The sequence below is a fragment of the Dyadobacter sp. OTU695 genome (genome assembly GCF_038440355.1).
Lineage (GTDB): Bacteria > Bacteroidota > Bacteroidia > Cytophagales > Spirosomataceae > Dyadobacter.
Window position 1 is genome coordinate 246,572 of sequence record NZ_JASATN010000001.1, and the last position, 21,761, is coordinate 268,332.

Consider the following 21,761-nt stretch of genomic DNA (forward strand, 5'->3'; position numbering starts at 1 on the left):
AGAAACTTCTTACATCAGTTTGAATGCCTGGCGGCCCAGCAATACCCAGCCACCCTTTGCCTTTTGGAATACCATTAGTACCCCAAGCTTCACCTGTGCCGGATCTTTGCCCTTGTTGTGGGTGTCTCCGAACAACTTGTGACGAACCAATGCCACATCGCCGGAAATGGAGATGGTCTGCTCGGTCAGGTCGATTTTGGTGAATTTGGATTCCTCACTTACGAGCGCACGGATGAATTCTTTCTGATCTTCCAAAAGGCCATTCGAATGTCCGTAGGAAAGCGAGGGCGAGGTGAGCTGCTTTAATTCGGCCTCGTTGGCGCTGATAATGGCAGTTTTGAGCTTTTCAACGGTCGCGGCAACGGCTTTTTCATCAGCACTTTGAGCAAAAACAAATGCATTGCCGATCAAGAGGAACGCAAGGAACAAGAATGGTTTTTTCATCGATAAATAAGGAATTAGGATTGAACTTCGGCTGTCAAATTTCGGCTGGCAAGTCTACAAGCGATCAGGTATGATAGCCGACGGCCGAAAGCCGAAGTACTATCTATATATCCACCCGCTCCATTTTTGGCGAGAAAACGTGCATTACTCCCCATGCAAGCAGGTATGCAAACCCGCAGATGATGAAGATGACATTGTATCCGCCGCCAATGTTCCCCGCTGCCTTGTAGTTATCCAGAATGATCCCTACCAAAAGAGGAAACAGGATACCACCTACTGATCCGGCCATTCCGCCGATTCCGACGACCGAACTTACAGCCTTTTTAGGAAACATATCCGAAGCCGTCGTGAAAATATTTGCGCTCCAAGCCTGGTGCGCCGCCGCCGCCAGACTGATCAGGATCACTGCCTGCCAGATATTGGTGGTGTATTGGGCCAGCATAATGGGCGTGACAAGAAACGCGAAAATCAGCATGGATGTCTTTCTTGCCCTGAACACCGGCCAGCCTTTTTTGATAAAATAACCCGACAGATACCCGCCGCCAATGCTGCCGATGGTGGTGGCTGTGTAGACCATCACCAGCTCGGGACTCGGTTTGGAAAGATTGAGCTTGAATGCTTCTGCGAAATAGGAAGGCAGCCAATAAAGGAAAAACCACCAGATCGGGTCGGTGAGCATTTTGCCGAATACAAAGGCCCAGGTTTGGCGGACTTTGAATAGTTGCAGCCATTTGACGGGCGCTTCTTTGCTGGTATCGGGTTCATTATCGCTGTGAATGTAGTCGAATTCGGCTTGGTTAATGCGGTTCTGCTTCGCTGGAACTTCATAATAGAACCACCAAAATATCAACCAAACAAAACCAATTGCACCGGTAATCAGAAATGCCTCCTGCCAGCCATACGCGCCCAGGATCCATGGTACCATAATTGGCGCCACGACGGCCCCGATGTTGGCCCCTGAATTGAAAATACCCGTTGCCAATGCCCGCTCCTTCTTTGGAAACCATTCGGCGGTGGCCTTGATCGCCACCGGGAAGTTGCCTGCCTCGCCGAGGCCGAGCATGGCCCGCATCAACCCGAAGCTGAATGTACCCGTGGCGACAGCATGCAGCATCGCAGCAATGCTCCAAATAACCACCGAAATGACATAACCGATTTTAGTGCCAATTTTATCAATGATAGCCCCGAAACCGATCAGTGAAACGGCATAGGCAGTTTGAAATGCCATTACAATGTGGCTGAAATCGGATTCCGACCAGCCGAAATCGGCTTCCAGCGTCGGTTTGAGCAGCCCCAGTACCTGCCGGTCGAGGTAATTGATAGTCGTTGCACAGAATAGCAGCGCTACGACGCGCCAACGGTAGCTTGTTTTCGGGGTCTCCACTCGGAGTTCCGCGGGTTCAGGATTGTGAGAGAGCATATTCCGTTCTTTCTAGAAGCGTTTTAAGTGTTTCAATGATACCGTTTTGCGCAATGGATTGTAAATGTGTTACAACCGAACCGTGGACAGAACCGATTTTATTCAAATCGCGGCCCCAGATCGATTGTTCTTTCAGTATCACCTGCACCATGTCGGGCAGCGATGCCATTTGCCATTTCTGGTAAAAGAATGGGGCTTTCGGGTCCTGGATCAGGTAAGGGACGCCGTCCAACCGGCCGTAGTAACTGTCGCCCTCTTTTTTAACAGCTTTCATAAAATGAATGAAAACCGCCAGCCCGAACGTCATGTACTCCGGCGGGTAGCCGTTTTTTGCTTCGTAGTTAAGAAAAGTTGGTATAACCCGTGAAAGAATTTTTGCTGAATAGTTCTGATTGATATTGAACCACTTATGTAAAATATGCGGGTTCCGGAAACGATCGGCGACCTGGCGGCTGAATGCCAGTGCCACATTCGGGCGGACATCGTAAGGAATGGCCGGGGCAATTTCGCTTTCCATTAAATGCGTGATGAATGCCGAGAAAAACGGGTCGTTCATGGCCTCCACAACGGTTTTGAAGCCGCACAAATGCGCAAGCCCGCCGCCTAATGTGTGCGCGCCATTCAGCAACCGGAGTTTGAGTTCGCGGTATTGTTCAATATCCGGCTCGATGATCAGCCCTTCGTCGACTCCGTAAAAGCCGATCTTCTGGCGGATGCGTTCGTCGCCTTCGATCGCCCAGAGGTGGTAATGCTCGGTGGTGATCAGCAGCTCGTCGCGGTAACCCAGTTCTTCTTCCAGCTCTTTCAGCCGCGTTTCGTCGGGTGTGCCTGGTACAATGCGGTCCACGAGTGAATTACAGAAGAAATTGCATTGCTCAATCCAATCGATGAAAGTGCTTTCCAACCCGTTGCGATGGGCGAGTTCGAGGATGATGGATTCGAGTTTCTTTCCGTTGTCGGCGATCAGTTCTGTCGGGATAATGACCACGCCGAAGTCGGCATTGCCGCTGAATGCCACGTAGCGCGCGTATAGAAATGCGAGTAGTTTGCCGGGAAACGACACCGGCGGCCATTGGTAAATATCGTCCTGTACGAGCTGAATGCCGGTTTCCGTAGTATTGGAAATCACTACGCTCACGGCGGGATTCTTGGCCAGGTCGAGCACGAGCGACCATTGTGTTTTAGCCGAAAGTACCCGGCTGATAGCCGAAGAAATGATGTTTTCTTCCTTCGCTTCGCCGTCCTGAATGCCCCGCGAGCAGATGGTGTAGAGGTTGTCCTGCCGCTCGAATGCCTTGGTATCGCCCTGATCGGTGGATTTTACGACCACAATGCGACCGTTGAAAATGCCCTGGCGGTTGGCTTTATCGATGAAATAATCGGCCAGGCCGCGGAGAAATGCGCCGGTGCCGAACTGCAACACTTTTTCGGGCAGCTGGAAAACGGAATCATCTGCCACGACCACCGCGGGCTGGCTCCTGAGCTGGCGAAGGTTTTCCCGGAAGAGATGGCCCATAATGTTGAGATTTACTTTTTAACAACCTGTTTCAACAACCAACCGGCGAGGTCTTTGCCAGCTTCAAAATTCTCGAAGCTAGTATCGATCCTTCTGCCGTCAACATATTCATTATAAAGCCAAGGGTCGCCGACGGCGAACACAGTGCCTTTTCCGTATTTCGAAATCCCGAAAATGACGTCGCCGTGGTCGGTCAGCAAAGGTTTTGCGGGGGGCGTCAGGCTGAGCGGTGAAAGCTCTTTGATATAAATTTTTTCAGTGGTTTTAAAAACCGATTTTGCGTCGGCGGGGATCATCAGTTTGCCTTGCTCAAACTGTGTTCCCTGTACCATGTTCCGGTTCTTATTGGTGAATTGAATACCGAATTTGCACGCCAGCCTGTTGAAATGCGGGATTTCGCAATTGGCGGTGTCGTTCGCCATCAACACCAGCACACCGCCCGCTTTCACCCACTGTTCGATCTCCGCAATGGATTTGTCGTCGATGAAATGCGGCTCCGGGGTTTCTTTTTTAGTGTCCGGGTCGACGATGATGTAAATGTCAATGCCTTTCAGATTGGCAGTGTTTGGAGCGGCCGGGAGCGAAACTGTTTTGGCGCCCAGCTCGCGGAAAGTATTCCCCCAAAGCCAGAACCCCGAATGCATCCGGTCCTCCCAGGTGTAATGAAACTGCTCGGGAGCGCCGGTTAGGTCCTTGCGGGTTTCGTGGTTGAAATAGTAATCCAAGCCTACTGTCTTGCCTTTGCCAACGGTATTTTCGGCCGCAATCTCCATTTCCACACTCGCAAAAATGAATGGCCCGATGCCTTTTAGGTCGTTCTTCCGGATGGGTTCGCTGAGGTAGTATTCATAAGTGCCATCGCGGTAAGGTGTGCCGCCGAGGCCACCTACGCTCACGGTTTTGTTCAGGCTGAGCGATCCGTTAGCTTCTTTTTCTACAAAATTTTGGAGAATTCCCTGATAACCTTTCTTGGCGGTTGCTGTGAATTTTTCAGGAATGTAGCCCATACGGGCACCTTTCGCGAGCGCATATACGAACATACACGAGGCCGATGCTTCCAGGTAGTTGCCAGTCCGACTACCCTGGTCGATTACCTGGTACCATGCGCCGGATTGCGGGTCCTGGTACTTTGCCAGAACGGGCGCCAACCTTTGCAGATAGCCGATCAGCTGTGCCCTGCCGGGATGTTCCCGCGGCAAATAGTCAAGTACATCCACGATCGCGATCGCATACCAGCCGATGGCACGCGCCCAGAAACTCGGTGAGCGGCCAGTCTTTTTATCGGCCCATTTCTGCTCCCGGCTTTCGTCGTAGGCATGGTAAACGAGGCCTGTTTTTTCGTCTACCGCATATTTTTCAATCAAAGCAAATTGCTTTACAATGTCGTCGAAATGTTCGGGATGATGGAAAATGAGGCTGTACTCCGCCGCAAATGGCTCGCCCATGAAAAGGCCGTCGAGCCACATCTGGTTAGGATAGCGCTTTTTGTGCCAGTAACCGCCCTCTTTGGTGCGCGGCTGCTCTTCCAGTTGCTTCCAGAGCAGGTCGGCGGCTTTTTTGTATTTGTCTTTATCAGGCTGCGACTGCTGGTAAAGTGTCAGCAATGCGCGGCCGGGAGGAATGTTGTCGATATTGAATTCATCGGCACGATAGGTGCGGATGCTGCCGTCGGGACGCACGTACTGGTCGATGTCCTTTCGGATGTATTCGAAATACTTGCCTTCTCCCGTCCGGTACCACACTTTTTCGATGGCTTTCAGCATCAACCCCTGCTCGTAGTCCCATTTCGTTGCCGTATTCTTGCCGACCAGAATGGAGTCTTTGTGATTGGCTATAAAAGAATCGACCATTTGCCGGGAAAGCGGTAGTTCCTGCGCAAACGACCCGTGCGCCGCAAGGCAGGTGAACAAAAATCGACAAAAGCGGGGTAGAGAAATGGTCATCCGGAATAGGTTATACCTTTGAAATACTTACAAAATCCTCCCGCATGGGCGTAAAAATATCCACGAGCATACCCGCTGAAAGACACAATGCACCATGCACGACGTGGGGTGGAATGTAATACACATCGCCCTGCGCCATCACCTGTTTCCGCTCCCCGATCGTGATCTCGAATTCGCCACTTTCCACATAGCTCATCTGCGTGTGAAAATGGCTGTGCAATGTACCTATGCCGCCTTTTTCAAATGCGACTTTGACCATCATCAGGTTGTCGTCGTAAGCCATGATCTTGCGTTTCAAGCCTCCGCCAAGGTCTTCCCAGGCGAGCTCGCTATCGGCGACGAATTCTTTTGCTTTGAGTGCTTCCATCATCTGAGATCGCCGATTAGTACCGGGTCCATATCTGTATAATCTTTGTTTTCACCGGCCATTCCCCATATAAATGCGTAATTGGACGTCCCGCAGCCCGAGTGGATAGACCATGGTGGTGAAATCACTGCCTGCCGGTTGGACACCCATAAATGCCGGGTTTCCGAAGGTTCGCCCATTAAATGCAATACCCGCTGGTTTTCAGGCACATCAAAATAGCAATAGGCTTCCATACGCCTGTCGTGCACGTGGGAAGGCATGGTATTCCAAACGCTGCCCGTTTGCAGCACCGTCAGTCCCATGACGAGCTGGCTGCTCTGGATGCCGTCTATATGAATGTACTTGTAAATGGTGCGGTGGTTTGACGTTTCCATACTTCCGACGGTCGCCGGCGTCGCATCTTCCTTGGTGAACAACCGGGTAGGGTAGGTTTGATGCGCTGGCGAGGATAGCAGATAGTAAGCGGCCGGTTCGGCAGGATCGTTGCTGGTAAGCAGCACTTCTTTGGTACCTTTCCCCACATACACGCAACCCAGCTTACTGATCGCGAAATGCGCACCGTCGGCAATAACCTCACCATCGCCACCGATATTGATAATGCCGATTTCGCGTCTTTCGAGGAAATAAGAGGCTTTCAATGCATCGAATACTGGAATCGCAAGCGGAGTGGCAAGCGGAATGGCGCCGCCGATAATGACGCGGTCGTAATGGCTGTACACGAAATGGATCTCGCCATCCCTGAAAATATCTTTCACCAGAAAATTATCCCGTAATGTTTCCGTATCCATTTGGGAAACTTCTCTGCGACTGCTTTCGAATCTGATCTGCATGTTTTGCGGCAACTTTTTGAATTTCTTTTTTACTATCAGAATTAACTACCGCCCCATCCAGCCGCCGTCGACGGTCAATGTCGTTCCATGCACGTAGCTGGCGGCTTCCGATGCGAGGAAGAGCGCTGGGCCCTTGAAATCTTCCGGTAATCCCCACCGCCCCGCCGGGATGCGGTCGAGAATCGACTTGCTGCGGACCGGATCGTTGCGTAATGCTTCGGTATTGTCCGTATTAATGTACCCCGGTGCGATGGCGTTCACATTCACCCCCTTACCGGCCCATTCGTTGGCTAGTGCCTTTACCAAACCACCGATAGCGCTTTTCGAAGCTGTATAACCGGGTACATTGATGCCGCCCTGGAATGTGAGCAGCGATGCTGTAAAAATGATCTTGCCCGATCCCCGTGCGATCATTTCCTTCCCCAGTTCGCGGGCGAGTATGTAAGGTGCATCGAGGTTAATGTTCAGCACCCGATCCCAGTACTCGTCGGTATGCTCGGCAGCGGGTTGCCGCAGTATGATACCGGCGTTGTTTATAAGAATGTCGATCACCGGATGGTCTTTTTTTACCTGGGTAATAAACCCATACAGCTTCTCCCGATCGCCCAAATCGGTCTGGTAGGGATAAAATTTCCTGCCAGTTTGCCGGATGGCGCGTTCCGTTTCGCTACCTTCCTTGAATTCCGAGGACGCTACACCGATCATGTCAGCACCGGCTTCGGCCAGCGCTTCGGCCATGGCCTTTCCGATACCACGGTTGCAGCCGGTTACCAATGCAGTTTTACCGGTCAGGTCAAATAAATTAACGGTGTTCATGAATGAGTTTGCAATTTGTCTTTTTCGGGGTATCCGATAATTTTAGCGTCGGTAGAGAATAGACCCCAGCCGAACGATGTTAGACTGAATAATCAGAAAAATCAAATAACGAATTGTCTTTTTTTGTGCAATCGTTATCGGGAACGTTGTCAGTTGACCCGGATAGATGTAAATTTTGAGATAATTTGACAGGTGGGCAGGGAAAGGCTGAGGAGTAAAGGATATTTTGAAACGAATAATAAGTTGGAGTAAACCAATTTTCTATTGGAAACCATCACCATAAAGGATATTGCAAAGGCACTGAATCTGTCGACTTCGACGGTCTCACGTGCATTGAGAAATAGCTACGAGATAAACCCTGAAACCAAAAAGCTGGTAATGGAATACGCGGAGCGGATGAATTACCGTCCCAATCCCATTGCATTGAGCTTGAAGGACAGCAAGAGCAAGTCGATTGGCGTCATCATTCCCGAAATTGCTAACCATTTTTTCTCACAGCTCATCAACGGGATCGAGTCCATCGCTTATAACCTGGGCTATCATGTGGTGATTTTTCAAAGCCATGATTCGTATGAAAGAGAGGTAGCGAATACGAATTATTTGGTTTCCAGGAGAGTGGATGGATTACTTGTCTCTTTGGCAAGCCTTACCACCAATCTCGTGCACTTTCAGGAGTTGATGGAAAAAGGGCTGCCGATTGTGTTCCTCGATCGCGTACCCAATGATATCGAGACGCATAAGGTGGTGGCCGACAATTTCACGGGAAGCTACGAGGCTACGGAGCACCTCATTCTCTCAGGCCGCAAACGCATCGCACACCTTACCAGCCCTATTTATTTGTCGATCACTACCGAACGGCTGGCTGGCTACAAAAAGGCGCTGGAAGATTACGGGATTCCTTTCGACGAATCGTATGTGAAGTATTGCCTGTATGGCGGCAAAATCGAGGCGGAAAACGAAGCGGCCATCGAGGAAATGCTGAGTTTGCCCGAACCTCCCGACGCCATATTTACGGCGAGCGATCGGCTTACTACCGGCTGTATGTCGGTATTTCAAAGAAAAGGTATCCGTGTGCCGGAAGAAATCGCGATCGTCGGTTTTACCAACATCAGCGTGGCTAATTTGCTCAATCCGCCTTTGACGACTGTGATGCAACCCGCCATGGAAATGGGACAGCAGGCGGTGGAATTACTGATCCGGTTGATCGAGCATCCGCAAAAAGATGAGAAATTCGAAACGCGCTCGCTTAAAACTGCACTGACAATACGGGCTTCGTCTGTTGGAAAATCCGTAGTTTAGGGCAAAAACCACATTACGGATGATCAGCCTGCGCATCGATGGAGCATTGTTCAATTACAGGGTCGCTGGCGTGGCGGTACTGAATGGGAAGGTGCTTTTGCATAAAACCCCCTCCGACAATTTCTGGACGCTCCCCGGCGGACGTTGCGAGCTATTTGAATTTTCAAAAGATACGCTGCAACGCGAAATGCAGGAGGAAACCGGTATGGACGCCGAAGCAGGCGACATGCTGTGGGTTTCCGAGAATTTTTTCCTGTATAATGGAGACAAATACCACGAGATCGGTTTTTATTTTGAAATGCAAATCAAAAACCTGCCCAACCAGGATGATTTCCTAGGTTCGGAAGGACAGGATGAGCTATTGTTTCACTGGCACGATGTGAGCGACTTGCATTCAATCAGGGTCTACCCGGAATTTCTTGTAGAGGTTTTGGCTAAAAAGCCCCTCGAAAAAGGACATTTCAGCTCCGCTTTCCGCGACCTGGACGTCCCTATTCAGTCATAAACCGCCAGGTGACATTGCCTATCGTATTCGGTTTGCCATTTTCCGGTCCTGAAATACTGCCTTTGAGTTGTCCGCCGGGCTGCCGTTCAACTTGGACAGTACGCCAGGAAAATGCTCCTTTTTCGTAAGCGAATGTCTCGCCGTCGTCGTCGTATAGCTTATAGCTGGAATTTTTTTCACCATAATGTCGGATTTCAATGTCCGTTTTTGCCCCCGAACGCGGCGCGTGGAGCGCGGGCGGCATCATAGGGATAATGCCTCCGTCTTTGACGAAGACGGGAATCTGGTCCAATCCCGGGGAAATGGTGATCACCTCGCCGTCGCCTGCTAATTTGCCCGTGTAGAGATCGTACCATTTGCCTTTGGGTAAAATGACTTTGCGCGAAGTTTGCCCCGTAAAAAGCGGTGCTACCAGCAGGTATTCGCCCGCCATATACTGGTCTTTCACCTCGCGGGTTACTGCTTCTTCATAAGGGTTTTCTTCCAGGTTGGTGGCCGTCTTTTCCTTTTTCATATTTACCCCAAAACCTTCTTCCAGGTTCATCCCGCGGAAAGGCGGCGTGCCATTGTAATGGTATTTGGCAAATTCGGAGTACCAATAGGGCATCATCCGCATCCGCAGCTCGGCCAATGCCTTGATTTGCGGTGCTACTTCCGGAAAAGTCCAGGGCTGCATGCTGCTCGACCACGCATTAATCATCGCCATGGGAGAGAAGCACACCGTTTGAAAGCGCCGCAGCCATTCTTCGGCGGTTTTCGAAGCGCGTACCTCGGGCGTCCAAAGTACACCCGCAAAGCCGCTGTTGATAAGCGCCGTGATGAAGTCTTCGTGACTGTAATTGTCATTGTAAATCACATAAGGGAACGACGCTCCGCCTGCGTTGGATGCACGCACGAGCCCATACGTGCGCATGTTGTTGCGACGGAACATCTCAAAACTGTGTTTCTGAACGAGCAACCCGTAAGTCTGACGGATTTGCTCCGAGGAGCGGCCGGACGGGAAAGTGGCCACATCGGGCCAGAGGTATGAGTCGAAGCCATCGACCTCATCGATCTTATAGCCGCTCACGCCGATTTTTACGTGCTCTTTTTCAAACTGATCGAACAGGATTTTACGGGCCTGTGGCATAGAAAGGTCGGGCACAATGCCGTTCCACACCGTGTGCGTGCCGGTATAGGGCAATATAGGTTTGTAAATGGAAGCATCCGGAGAAACATAAGGATTCGTCCAGAGATTGATTTTGACACCCATTTTATCCATATCCTTCACAAAACCCGCCGGATCGGGGAAGCGTGAGTGGTCCCATTCAAATGTGCAGGGGTAGGATTTGGTTTGCCAGCCCGGTTCGAGGCCGATGAAATCGAGCGGGAACCCTTTGTCTTCAAATGCTTTTGCTTCCTGTTTCACCTGATCGGCGGTATAGAGCCGGTGGACGCGCTGTGTAAAACCCAGCCCCCAACGCGGCGGCAAGCAGCCTCCGCCACTCAGCAGGTTGAAACGTTCGATCGCATTGACGGGTTTGGGTCCTGCAAAAACGTAGATTTCAATGCCTTCCGCCGGTATCAGCATTTCCACGGCGTCGGAATAGGGGTGCGCTTCCCAGTTTTTGTCGGTATTGCGGTCCATGATCTTCGGCGGGTTTTTACTATCCTTGCGCACACCCGAGCCTGCGTAAACATCAATGTATTTCGCAGAATTGACAAACACACCATAACCCAGCGACGACACGTAAAATGGCACCGGTGCATGCGTACGGCCGTTGTCGGACTTGCCGTAATGGTCGGTGTGGAGTTGCATAATGCGGCCACGCTGGTGGATAGTCTGGAAATTGAGCCCGAAGCCGTAGAGCTGCTCGTTTCTTTGCAGCGGCAGGCGCAGGTAGGATTTGCCGTTGTTCAACTGAAACGAAATGGCCGACTTATCAAGCGGGAACTCCTGCCGGGATAGCTTCTCCATGGCTGGCGACGCCACCGATTCCGCCGCTTTCAGCAGATCGTAAGCGTCGGGTTTGCCTGCGGTGCCCTTCCAGACGCCGGGATGGATTTCTTTCCAGGTGATATTCTGCCCGAATAGCAGGGCGGGAATGAGGAGGAGCAGCAGAATAGAAAAAGCTTGTTTTAGGCGGCGCATGGGGTTCAGTGGGATTTTGATTGATATTATAAGCACCTATCGAATATTTATACTAAAAAATTATGGTGGTAAAATAAGTCTATTAAATTTGTAGGATATATAGATTAATAATAAATTTGAGCTTCGAAATCAGAAGACCCCTGGCATTATGTACTACGAAATTGAAGACGAACTGGGCAACGTATCCACTTTGCAACTCAAACAACGGGTAGCGGAAGAGCAGACCGAGCCACCGAAAGAGGGCGATCTGGCGCCGCTATTCTATCTCCGGAACGAGGACGGCTTCCCGGTGACGTCGCTTACGAACGCTTCGCCCGACAGCGAATTGCGGTCTATTCTGGATCTGGTAAAATTTAAACCGCTGGTACTGAGTTTCTATTGCAACTGTTGGGGGAGCTACGCACCGAAGCACCTCGAAGGCATTAAGGCGCTTGCCCCGCAGGTGGAGGCATTGGGCGGGCAGCTGCTGATATTGACGAACGAATCCCAAAAGGAAATCGAGCGGATTGGCAGGAAGCTGGATGCCGGGGTGCCGATTTATCATGATAAAAACTACAATGTGGCACGCTCCTATGGCGTATATTCAGAAACTTCCCCGATCTGGGACCGCATTGCCGGAATTTCAGAGGAGGTTTTCACGCCGTCGCTTTTCGTCCTGGGCCGCGATCGTCGTGTCGGATATGCATTCATCGATGAAAACTTTGATAATGTGCCCGACATAAAAACCATTTTGAAGGCGGTGTACGACGGCCGCTAACGGAATTTACATACTTTGGCATTCTTACCGTGTCAGCCTGGCAACCATGCATTATATTTGGTTTTGCCGCTGACACGGTATTTGTTTCATACGATTTTTGGATATGTTATTGAAAAACAGGTTGCGATCGAAACTTCCCAATGTCGGGACTACCATTTTTACTAAAATGTCGGCGCTGGCCGAAGAACACAAGGCGCTGAACCTGGCACAGGGCTTTCCGGAGTTCGATTGCTCGCCTGATTTGCAGCGACTGGTAGATAAGTACATACGGTCGGGAAAAAACCAGTATGCCCCAATGCCTGGCGCATTGCCGCTGCGGGAAGCAATCGCGAAGAAGACTTTTGAGGCATCCGGCCGGGAATATCACCCGGTAACCGAGATTACCATCACGAGCGGTGCTACCGAGGCATTATTTGTGGCGATCAGCACGGTGGTGCATCCCGGCGACGAGGTGATTGTTTTTGAGCCAGCCTATGACAGCTATGTCCCGGCGATTGAGCTTAGCGGTGGAATCCCTGTTTTTGTAACGCTTGAACCCCAATACGATTCGATAGACTGGGAGGCTGTGAAGTCGCGCATTACGGAAAAAACACGCGCGATTATCATCAATACGCCACATAACCCGACGGGGAAGGTCTGGGCAGCATCGGATTTACGGGCGCTGGCTTCACTGGCAGAAGAGCACGACCTGATCGTTATCAGCGATGAGGTTTACGAATACATTGTTTTCGATGGCCGTGATCATATTTCGGTGGCATCCATTCCCTCGCTTGCGGAGCGCAGCTTCGTTTGCGGATCATTCGGGAAGACATTTCATACCACGGGCTGGAAACTTGGTTATTGTCTGGCGCCTGCACATCTTACCTCCGAGTTTCGTAAAATACATCAGTTCCTCGTGTTCAGCGTGGTAACACCCTTTCAATTTGCGGTAGCCGAATACCTCGGCGAGCCTGAGCATTACTTGTCGCTTTCCGCATTCTACGAGCGCAAGCGCGACCTGTTTAATGAAGCGATCAGGGATATTGGTTTTGTACTTAAACCATCCGAGGGCAGTTTTTTTCAGAATGTTTCCTACGAAAATCTTTCGGAGGAAAACGACCTGGCACTTGCCGAGCGGCTGACGAGGGAAACCGGCGTCGCCTCCATTCCCGTCTCTGCATTTTATGCCGTGGAAACAGATTTCAAAACGCTGAGATTTTGCTTTGCCAAGAACGACAACACCTTGCTGAAAGCCGCAGAATTACTGAATACAGCGCGTTGGTAAATGGTATTCCGAATTACGGTAGCACTTACTTCTTGAATAATAATGCCTTAATCGGCTGAATCCGTGTGATGATGAGCGTCGGGATGAGGAGAATTGCCGCGGTGATAATAACCGTAACGACGTTGACTATCGCGAAAATACCCCAGTCGAATACGATAGGGACGGTGTCCATATAGTAATTGATCGGGTCGAGCGGGATTAGTTTGAATTGATATTGCAGCCAGCATAACAGCAACCCGGCTACGTTGCCTATGAGGATGCCTTTGCGGACCATATCGAGGCCGACCTGGAAAAAAATCATCCTGATTTGCCGGTTCGGGCTTCCAAGTGTTTTGAGCAATCCGATCAGCGGCGTCCTTTCCATGATCATGACCAGCAGGATCGAGATCATATTGAAGCAGGCGACGAAAAGGATAAGCACGAGAAAAACGGCAGTGTTGCGGTCGAGCAGGATGAGCCAGTCGAAAATCTGCGGAAACAGGCTGGTGACTTTTTGCAGGAACAGTCCCGGGGGAAGTTCACGCCGGAGTTTATGAGTCACCAGGTCGAGGTCGTAAAAATCTTTGAGGTAAATTTCGTAAGTACCGACGGAATCCGGCCCCCATCCATTGAGCCGCTGTACCAGGCCAATATCCCCGATGATCAGGTTGTTATCAAACTCCTCCATCTCGGTTTCATAAATACCCGTAATGACCAGTTTACGCGGCCTTGGCGGATTTTGGAGCGAATACATGATCACATCGTCGCCGGTTTTCAGGCGCATTTGGGTCGCTATTTTCCGGCTGATCAGGATTTCGGAAGAATAGCCGTATTTAATGGAGGAAGAATCCGTGCGTCCGATCAGCTTGCCATCGACGAGGTTCGGTTTGAACGTCTCCCAGTCATAATCCTTACCCACGCCTTTCAGAATGACCCCTTTGATTTCATCCGGTGTTTTCAGGATACCCGATTTATGGGCCACGGCCTGCCAGCGCCTTATCTCCGGAATGGTAGGTAGCACTTCCGATACCGGATTTTTCAGTGGCAGCGGTCCTTCCTCGTAGGTATTGCCCTGTGAAAACGCATTTACATTGATATGCGCGCTGAAAAGGAATATTTTTTGCTGGATGGTTTGCTTAAAGCCCAACAGGACGGCAAAAGCGATGATTCCCACTGCAACACCAATGGCGATACTGGCTACTCCGATCCGCGAAACTGTGGCAGAAAAAGATCCTGCTTCGTTATGGCGTATTCGTTTGGCGATGAATGAGGGAAACTGCAAGAGGAATCTGTTCTTTAAATTAGTTGTTGACAAAAATAGGAAAAAACCTTAGCGGTTCGAAAAACGCAATTTTTTATTAAGTTGCCTGCTTTGATTTATCACACAGACATTACCAAGTCGAAAACCATACCACCGTCCATGCCATTGATTAAAGTCGCTTCCGGAGTTGTAAACCAGACACCCATGGCCTGGGAGGCCAATACCCGAAATATCGTCGACGCGATCAGGGAAGCCCGGAAGCAGGATGTAAGCCTGTTGTGCCTGCCCGAACTGTGTATTTCGGGCTATGGTTGTGATGACTATTTCTTCGCGCCCGATATGGTTGAACAGGCGCAACGGTGCCTGCTCGAAATAGCCGAAGAAACGGCGGGGATAATCGTGGCGGTGGGCCTGCCGCTCCGGCACAATGGCAGCCTGTACAATGCGGCATGCCTGATTTCCAACAAGCAGATCGCCGGATTTTACTGCAAGCAAAATCTGGCCAACAACGGCATTCATTACGAAGCGCGGTGGTTCAGGCCATGGCAGCCCGGCGTAGTGGAAAGCATCGAAGTCAACCAGATGTTTTACCCGATCGGTGATGTGATTTTTGATGTTGCGTCAGGCCCGATCCTCGGTGGTTCGCACGGCGTGAAGATCGCATTTGAAATTTGTGAGGATGGCTGGGTAGCCAACCGTCCTGCACGCAGGCATTATGAGCGTGGGGTGGACATTATCCTGAACCCGAGCGCGAGCCATTTTGCATTTAACAAATTTATGGTGCGTGAAAAACTGGTAGTAGATGCTTCCAGATCGTTCTCATGCAGCTACATTTATACAAATCTCCTTGGTAACGAAGCTGGAAGGGCGGTGTACGACGGCGACGCGATGATTGCTTCCAATGGCGATCTGCTGGCATCCAGCCCGCGGTTCAGTTATGAGGATTATGTGATCACAACGGCCGTTATCGATACGGAATACACCCGACTGAGTCAGGTTCAGAGTAAAATCGCAATTCCTTCAAAAGAGCGGACGTGGAGAATACCCGCCCGCTTCGATTTTCCGGAGATTGAGCCGGTACTACCTCAGATTCCTGATATTGAGCCGTTTGAAAAAGGTGGTGCAATAAAGGAAGAGGAGTTTGCAAGGGCTGAATGTCTTGCATTGTTTGATTACCTGAGGAAAAGTCGTTCGAATGGTTTCACCATATCGCTTTCCGGCGGGGCCGATTCCTGCGCCTGCACAGCATTATGTGGGTTAATGATCCGGTTGGCCGATGAAAGTATCGGTATGGACCGTTTTAAGCAGAAATTATCGTATATCAAGGAAATTCAGTCGGCCAAAACAGAAGAGGATCTTGCCAAAGTTTTGATCCACAATATTTACCAGGGAACAGAAAACAGCTCTACCGACACGCTGGGATCCGCGCAGTCGCTGGCGGAATCGATCGGTTCCACATTCTATAATGTGAATATCAATGGCCTTGTCGAAACCTATAAAGGGCTGATCGAAGACCAGATAGGTCGGAAACTGACCTGGGAACAGGATGATATCGCATTGCAGAACATCCAGGCGCGCGTGCGTGCCCCGGGCGTGTGGCTGCTGACCAACCTGACGAACCACCTGTTGCTCGCCACTTCGAACCGCTCGGAGGCGGCCGTTGGGTATGCTACGATGGATGGCGACACTTCGGGCAGTATCAGTCCGCTTGCGGGGATCGACAAGCATTACCTGCGCCAATGGCTCCGCTGGCTCGAAACGGTGGGCTGCGAGGTAAAAGGCAAGCACATACGTATCGAAGGGTTGAAAAAAGTGAACAGCCTGCAACCGACCGCAGAACTCCGCCCACTCGCACAAACCCAGACCGACGAAGCAGATTTAATGCCATACGAGTTCCTGAACGACCTGGAAGGGCTCGCTATCCGTGACAAAAAGTCGCCTGTGGAGTCTTACAAAAATCTGTATGTACGCTACAAAGGCATTTACAGCGTCGAACAGTTGCTGGGCTGGACGGAGCGTTTCTTCAAACTCTGGAGCCGCAACCAATGGAAGCGCGAGCGTTATGCCCCGTCATTCCACCTCGACGACCGTAACCTCGACCCACGTTCATGGTGCCGCTTCCCGATCTTATCCGGAGGTTTTGAAAAGGAGCTAACCGAGCTACGCGCCTATGTGAACGGCGCTGCCGTGCAGAACGGAAGGAAGCGGATCGGGTTTTAATGGAGGAGAGGTGTAGAATTGCTATATTTATGAAAATAACCACATAAGATCATGGCTACATTAACCGTAGAGGTGGATGACAAGGAGCTACGTTTTTTACGTGACCTTTTGAACAAGTTTCCCTTCGTGAGAGTAAGCGAAGAGACGGAGGAGGACTCGTATGAAGAAGTCCGTGAAAATATCAGAGAGGGAGTCAGGCAGATGGCTTCGGTTGAAAAAGGCGACTTGAAAACCCGCCCGGCAAGAGAGTTCTTGAAGGAATTATGAAATTTGAAGTCGAGGCTTTACCGAATTTCGAAAAAGAAGCTAAGAGACTCAAGAAGAAATTTAATTCATTAGGAAGCGAACTCCTGGACTTGATAGAACAGCTTGAAATTGATCCATTCATTGGGACGGCGCTTCCGAGGGCTTTTATAAAATCAGGTTATCGATCAAGTCTAAGGGAAAAGGGAAGCGTGGCGGAGCGAGGGTGATTACCAATGTGAAAGTCGTTCAGAACAAATTGTACCTGGTGTCCATTTATGACAAATCCGAGCAATCGGATATTTCGGATGAAGAAATGAGCAGGCTTTTGGGAGAAATACGCTGAGCATTTTCATCAGATCTTATTCAAAAACCGTATCCCTGCCTGAAATCCAACCCAGCCGTAATTCCTTGTAGAACTATCGGGCTTTTTCCCTAACCAGACGGGAGAAAGCCCTTTTTTTGCTTCTGTCTTAATTAATCCTGCATCTTTGGCAAAAAAAGTGCTGAGCGAAGGGCCGACGAACAATGCGAAGCGGGACCCAATTTTCTTTTCGATCGCCAGGGCGAATTTTACGATTCCCTGGTTGATGTCGTCGTTTCGGTCGGTGTTTAAAAATACGAAGCTGCCGGTAAGATCTGCATTGGCGCTCCAACCTCTACCCAGACGTTGTGCCGTACCGAATCCATAACCGATGGTAAGCAGCGGCTTGTCTTTTGCATCCCCATTGAAACCGAGGTTGAAAATGTTGTAAAACCGCTCTACGCCCGTTTTGAATGCAGTATTGAAATAGTTGAACTCATCGGTCGAGAACTCGTAGCGGCGGTACCCATTACTGTGCACCCAGCTAAACAGCCCGAAAGGCACTTTTCCGGTAGAATCCGCATAGTTGACAAAGCCGATCTGATGACCTTTCCGCACTGTATGCGCATAATTATAGCCGGCTGAAAACTGGTAACCCTCCAAAACGCCCACAACCACATTGCCAACACCCGCGACCTGGAAGCCCGAAAAGTTCTTCCCGGTATAGTTGATAAAGTTAGTCCCTTGAAAACCGTTGAAGTTGCCAAGCGTCATGTTGAGGAAGTTGGCGTATTGGAAACCCGTCACATTGTTCCCCACGACATTGGCCACGCCGCCAAGCTGGAAACCCGTCACATTGCCCCGTACCACGTTGATGAGGCTGCCGACTTCGAACTTGGAAACACCGAGCGAGTAACCGGCGATGAGGTTAATCGAGTAGTCGTTCACGATATTCCCGCTTAGCTCGTGGTTGGTGCCCAAAAACGGCAGGATCGATGCCTGGAACGGTGCATACAGCGTGTCTTCGATGTTGCGGGTGTGAACGGCCTGCTTGGCGGATGCAAATGCACTCACAAATTTGTTTTGGGCGCGACGGTATTTTTTGCGAAGCGTCTCGTAGTCGGCCCAGGTGATGGCTTTCCCGCTTGCCGAGCTGTCGATAAACATCGTGTCGCGCGGTAACTCTGCTTTTGCAACTTCGAATTGAGGTACGGCCACTTTGGTATGAAGCGAGTCCACCTGAACAGGTGCGTGTGTCGCCACTTTTCCCGAAATGGGCTTCAACGTATCCGGATTAAGGGAAATCTGCAAATAGGTGTCCTTGCGTGTGGGAATAGGAATGGATTTGCCGATGTAGTCTTCCTTCCTCACTTCCAGCCGTAGCGAGGAACGCGCTGCCGGAAGGCGGATTTTGTAATAACCATATTGATTGCTCACCGCGGAAGCCAGTGTCACCGATTCGTAAATACTGGCATTGGCCAGCTTTTTGCCGGTTTTATTGTCGATGATATAGCCATTCAGGTCAAAATCTGCCGGTTCCTGAGGCTTTTCGACTTCTACCGTTTTTTGCAGGATAATATAACGGCGGCGTTCTTTAAATGTGACTTTGCCCTGAAAGATCGCATTCAGTATTTCGCGGATGCTCCGGTTGATGGCCTGTATCGACACCCGGCTCTTGATGTCGATCATATCCGGACTGTACGAAAAGCTGAAACCGCCCAGATCGCCGATTTTCTGTAAAGTTTCGTCGAGCGGCTGGTTGGTAACCCTCAATGTAATGCGCTTTTCCAGCAAATCCTGGGCTAAAATGTGCCCCGGGAGCAGACAAACGCAAATACACCAGAATGCAAACCTGTAAAGTTGTTTCAAAGCAGGATAACTTGATGGTTCTATTGGCAACCGTTCCCGTCGAGCCAGTAAACCTTGCCTTCTTTGCGGAGGTTAAGGTCGAGGGTTTCGGCGATGACGGACAATGTGGCGTCCACGGGTTCTTTTTCGAAGCGGATCGTGAGCCTGCATTGTGCGATCTTATCATTGGAGAGCCGCACATCCACATGGTATCCGTCGCGGATCGAGCTCACAACATCCACCAGATCGGCCGCATTAAATTCGTACACCTGCGTCCGGTAGCCCATCAGGTTCATATTCGCCTGCAGGCTGCGGATCGAATCTTTCAGCACCTCGGCACCCTGGCCTTTCACGAGTTCGACGCGGTGTTGATCTTTGCTCACGCGTACTTTTCCGGTTGCGACGTCCACCCGCACAGGGGCCTCTTTATATGCTTTGACATTGAAAGACGTTCCGAGAACGCGGATCTCTGTGCCGTTGGCTTGAATGACGAATGGATGTTCAGTATCGCGTTTCACATCAAAAAATGCTTCCCCTTGCAATGAAACCGTCCGGAGATCGCCGTTGAAGGCTTTCGGGTAGGTTAATGTAGAATTGTAATTGAGGAAAACCTTGGTACCGTCGGGTAGGAGCTGCTCGGTCGTATTGTTGGTTGTGGCGACATTCAGCGACTCGGGTGTTTTGTCCTTCATCAGGAAAAACCAGCCGAATGCAGTCACCAGCATGGCGATCATTGCCGCTGCCCACACCGTAACCGGTAACCGGCGCTTCCTTACCTCTGGCCGGAATTCAATCGTTCGTGCTTCCCAAGTGGATACTTCCGGCGCGGGTACTTCCGCGGGAGTAGCGGCCAGCTTCGCACTGGCGGCCATTTTGCCCTTCATTTTATTCCAGGCGGCATCGGTATCCACTGCCGAGCCGCTTTTTTTCATGGAAGCCGTGTGGTCCCATATCAGCCGGTAGGTGGCCAGTTCCCGCGCATTTGCCTCGGACTCCGCCAGCCAGGCTTCTACTTCATTTCTTTCCGATTCGGAAGCTGTGTCGCCCAGGTAGCGTGCTAACAGTTCCTCCGATATGTTTGCATGAGATGATTTCATGGTTACGATCTGATTAACTGTTCAACAATGCTACAACACAACCAAAGCGTAACCGGCAGGTAATCTGCCAGTTCCGCGCGCAGAATTTTCAAAGCTTTCCCTATCTGATTTTCCACCGTTTTAATGGATATTCCCAACTGATCTGCAATTTCCTGATATTTCAATTCCTCAAAACGGCTCAACCTGAATGCCTTCTGGCATTGCTCCGGTAAGGTGCTCACCGCCCTCTCAATGCGCTCTTCCAGTTCGCTGGCGTGGATCACCTCCGTCACCGAATCGTACGACCCGCTCGAAAAATGCATCGTATAATCCTTATGCGCCTCGCGCACGGTGGCGTGCTTGAAACGATTGAGGCAATGGTTATGAACCGCGCGGTACAGATACGATTTCAGTGAAAGCGTGATTTCGAGGTCTTCCCGCTTTTCCCAGATCGTCAGGAAAACCGTTTGCACGACTTCCTCCGATTCTTCTTCATCTTTGAGCATCGTGCAGGCATAATTGCATAACCTCGGATAATAGGTCCGAAAAGTCTGCTCAAAGGCCTGTTCATCGCCCCGCCGAATCGCGCTGACTATTTCTGGGTCGCAAGAGTACACCGTTATCTGTTTTTGATTTTCGGTCAAAAATAGATAATCTCTTTCGATTAGCGGTTCCTGATATAGAAGAGCGGTCATTTTGGATGTCCTTTGGAGAGAGACAACTTAGCCCGCGTACACCCCTATGTGAAAAAAAATATTTTTTAAATAGGGGGAAGCAGGGAGCCGCTTGTCATAGCTGCAAAACATCTTTTAGCCATGAAACAAATTTTTCTTAAACTTTCCATTGCGCTTGCGATCGCTTCCGGTTTTCAGTCCTGTGTTTATATTAACAAGGATGAGGACATTTTGCCAAGAGGCGAGGCGACCCGTGACTATGATTTCCGGAATTTCGACGAGTTAGAAATTGGCCATGCGATGCGGGTGCACGTGGTGGCCGGAACTTCATTTGAGGTAACGGCCACGGGCGAGCGCAACGACCTGGACGACCTCAATATATTCGTTCAGGATGGCAAACTGACCGCCCGCTACAACAATTCCTGGAAGAAACGCCAGCGGATGGACATCGACATCACGATGCCCGACCTGGCGGGGGTGGATTTCTCGGGTGCCGTCAATGCAGAAATAGCCGATTTTGAAAACCTGCCGAGCATCGAGATCGACCTTTCAGGAGCTTCACAATGCGATTTCGACGGCAGTGGTACCACATTGAAATTCGAGCTCAATGGTGCGTCCAGGCTGAATGTGTTCGGGAAAATGAAATTCCTGGACGGCGAAGCGTCCGGAGCCTCGCAGCTGAATGCATTCGATCTGGAAACCGAAGAATCGGACCTGGAAGTTTCGGGTGCCAGCAATGCGAAAGTTTGGGTAACCCGTCTCCTGGATGTGAAAGCCAGCGGCGCGAGTAATGTGCGTTACCGCGGCAACCCGAAAGTCGAAAAGGAAGTTTCTGGTGGGAGTAGTGTCCGTGCTGAATAGATT

21 protein-coding genes are annotated in these 21,761 nt (G+C 50.5%); 9 read left to right on the forward strand and 12 right to left on the reverse strand.

The window, feature by feature from the left end; genetic code table 11:
- Positions 1 to 9 precede the first annotated feature (9 nt).
- From AAHB90_RS01140 to AAHB90_RS01170, 7 genes are all read right to left on the reverse strand, one after another.
- Positions 10 to 444 (reverse strand): nuclear transport factor 2 family protein, encoded by a 435-nt coding sequence (locus AAHB90_RS01140; protein WP_342083066.1) that lies wholly within the window; start codon positions 442 to 444, stop codon positions 10 to 12.
- A gap of 103 nt (positions 445 to 547) precedes the next feature.
- Positions 548 to 1,864 carry an MFS transporter gene (locus AAHB90_RS01145; protein ID WP_342083067.1) on the reverse strand — a complete coding sequence of 439 codons (1,317 nt, stop codon included), beginning with the start codon at positions 1,862 to 1,864 and terminating at the stop codon, positions 548 to 550.
- Positions 1,845 to 3,380, reverse strand: a complete 1,536-nt coding sequence (locus tag AAHB90_RS01150) for a tagaturonate reductase (RefSeq protein ID WP_342083068.1) — start codon at positions 3,378 to 3,380, stop codon at positions 1,845 to 1,847. Before AAHB90_RS01150 ends, AAHB90_RS01145 begins: the two co-directional genes overlap by 20 nt.
- 11 nt (positions 3,381 to 3,391) lie before the next feature.
- Entirely contained in the window at positions 3,392 to 5,323 is a 1,932-nt protein-coding gene (locus AAHB90_RS01155) for a glycoside hydrolase family 88 protein (RefSeq protein ID WP_446717866.1), read from the reverse strand.
- Positions 5,324 to 5,333: 10 nt separating this feature from the next.
- Positions 5,334 to 5,690, reverse strand: coding sequence for a cupin domain-containing protein (locus tag AAHB90_RS01160; RefSeq protein ID WP_342083971.1), 357 nt, complete (start codon positions 5,688 to 5,690; stop codon positions 5,334 to 5,336).
- Entirely contained in the window at positions 5,690 to 6,520 is an 831-nt protein-coding gene (gene kduI, locus AAHB90_RS01165) for a 5-dehydro-4-deoxy-D-glucuronate isomerase (RefSeq protein ID WP_342083069.1), read from the reverse strand. The genes AAHB90_RS01160 and kduI overlap by 1 nt, the downstream gene beginning before the upstream one ends.
- Before the next feature lie 45 nt (positions 6,521 to 6,565).
- Positions 6,566 to 7,336, reverse strand: a complete 771-nt coding sequence (locus AAHB90_RS01170) for an SDR family oxidoreductase (RefSeq protein ID WP_342083070.1) — start codon at positions 7,334 to 7,336, stop codon at positions 6,566 to 6,568.
- A gap of 264 nt (positions 7,337 to 7,600) precedes the next feature.
- Between AAHB90_RS01170 and AAHB90_RS01175 the strand changes: the two genes are divergently transcribed.
- Positions 7,601 to 8,635 (forward strand): LacI family DNA-binding transcriptional regulator, encoded by a 1,035-nt coding sequence (locus AAHB90_RS01175; RefSeq protein ID WP_342083071.1) that lies wholly within the window; start codon positions 7,601 to 7,603, stop codon positions 8,633 to 8,635.
- A 19-nt stretch (positions 8,636 to 8,654) separates the two neighbouring features.
- On the forward strand, positions 8,655 to 9,140 hold the full coding sequence (locus AAHB90_RS01180) for an NUDIX hydrolase (RefSeq protein WP_342083072.1): 486 nt from the start codon (positions 8,655 to 8,657) through the stop codon (positions 9,138 to 9,140).
- On the opposite strand, the gene AAHB90_RS01185 is transcribed toward AAHB90_RS01180, so the two are convergent.
- Positions 9,127 to 11,271, reverse strand: coding sequence for a glycoside hydrolase family 31 protein (locus tag AAHB90_RS01185; RefSeq protein ID WP_342083073.1), 2,145 nt, complete (start codon positions 11,269 to 11,271; stop codon positions 9,127 to 9,129). The two genes, AAHB90_RS01180 and AAHB90_RS01185, sit on opposite strands and share 14 nt — an antisense overlap.
- A gap of 148 nt (positions 11,272 to 11,419) precedes the next feature.
- Here AAHB90_RS01185 and AAHB90_RS01190 point away from each other — a divergent pair, with 148 nt between their 5' ends.
- Positions 11,420 to 12,028, forward strand: a complete 609-nt coding sequence (locus AAHB90_RS01190; RefSeq protein WP_342083074.1) for a peroxiredoxin family protein — start codon at positions 11,420 to 11,422, stop codon at positions 12,026 to 12,028.
- A gap of 103 nt (positions 12,029 to 12,131) precedes the next feature.
- A complete protein-coding gene (locus tag AAHB90_RS01195) occupies positions 12,132 to 13,292 on the forward strand; it encodes a methionine aminotransferase (protein ID WP_342083075.1) in 1,161 nt (386 codons plus the stop codon).
- Between the two features lie 25 nt (positions 13,293 to 13,317).
- On the opposite strand, the gene AAHB90_RS01200 is transcribed toward AAHB90_RS01195, so the two are convergent.
- Positions 13,318 to 14,553 carry an ABC transporter permease gene (locus tag AAHB90_RS01200; protein ID WP_342083076.1) on the reverse strand — a complete coding sequence of 412 codons (1,236 nt, stop codon included), beginning with the start codon at positions 14,551 to 14,553 and terminating at the stop codon, positions 13,318 to 13,320.
- A gap of 138 nt (positions 14,554 to 14,691) precedes the next feature.
- Between AAHB90_RS01200 and nadE the strand changes: the two genes are divergently transcribed.
- The 4 genes from nadE to AAHB90_RS01220 are packed head-to-tail and all read left to right on the forward strand — an operon-like array spanning position 14,692 to position 17,341.
- Positions 14,692 to 16,752, forward strand: coding sequence for an NAD(+) synthase (gene nadE / locus AAHB90_RS01205; RefSeq protein WP_342083077.1), 2,061 nt, complete (start codon positions 14,692 to 14,694; stop codon positions 16,750 to 16,752).
- Between the two features lie 51 nt (positions 16,753 to 16,803).
- Positions 16,804 to 17,019: a hypothetical protein gene (locus AAHB90_RS01210; RefSeq protein WP_342083078.1), complete on the forward strand. Its 216-nt coding sequence runs from the start codon at positions 16,804 to 16,806 to the stop codon at positions 17,017 to 17,019.
- Positions 17,016 to 17,225, forward strand: coding sequence for a hypothetical protein (locus AAHB90_RS01215; protein ID WP_342083079.1), 210 nt, complete (start codon positions 17,016 to 17,018; stop codon positions 17,223 to 17,225). The genes AAHB90_RS01210 and AAHB90_RS01215 overlap by 4 nt, the downstream gene beginning before the upstream one ends.
- The gene (locus AAHB90_RS01220; RefSeq protein ID WP_342083080.1) at positions 17,222 to 17,341 is read left to right on the forward strand and encodes a hypothetical protein; all 120 of its coding nucleotides are present in this window, start codon (positions 17,222 to 17,224) and stop codon (positions 17,339 to 17,341) included. The genes AAHB90_RS01215 and AAHB90_RS01220 overlap by 4 nt, the downstream gene beginning before the upstream one ends.
- Positions 17,342 to 17,350: 9 nt before the next feature.
- On the opposite strand, the gene AAHB90_RS01225 is transcribed toward AAHB90_RS01220, so the two are convergent.
- The 3 genes from AAHB90_RS01225 to AAHB90_RS01235 are packed head-to-tail and all read right to left on the reverse strand — an operon-like array spanning position 17,351 to position 20,867.
- On the reverse strand, positions 17,351 to 19,168 hold the full coding sequence (locus AAHB90_RS01225; protein WP_342083081.1) for an STN and carboxypeptidase regulatory-like domain-containing protein: 1,818 nt from the start codon (positions 19,166 to 19,168) through the stop codon (positions 17,351 to 17,353).
- Between the two features lie 20 nt (positions 19,169 to 19,188).
- Complete coding sequence (locus AAHB90_RS01230) at positions 19,189 to 20,244, reverse strand: FecR domain-containing protein (RefSeq protein ID WP_342083082.1); 1,056 nt, start codon at positions 20,242 to 20,244, stop codon at positions 19,189 to 19,191.
- A 2-nt stretch (positions 20,245 to 20,246) separates the two neighbouring features.
- Complete coding sequence (locus AAHB90_RS01235; RefSeq protein ID WP_342083972.1) at positions 20,247 to 20,867, reverse strand: RNA polymerase sigma-70 factor; 621 nt, start codon at positions 20,865 to 20,867, stop codon at positions 20,247 to 20,249.
- Positions 20,868 to 21,038: 171 nt separating this feature from the next.
- Between AAHB90_RS01235 and AAHB90_RS01240 the strand changes: the two genes are divergently transcribed.
- Positions 21,039 to 21,758 carry a head GIN domain-containing protein gene (locus tag AAHB90_RS01240; RefSeq protein ID WP_342083083.1) on the forward strand — a complete coding sequence of 240 codons (720 nt, stop codon included), beginning with the start codon at positions 21,039 to 21,041 and terminating at the stop codon, positions 21,756 to 21,758.
- The last annotated feature ends 3 nt before the right edge of the window (positions 21,759 to 21,761 follow it).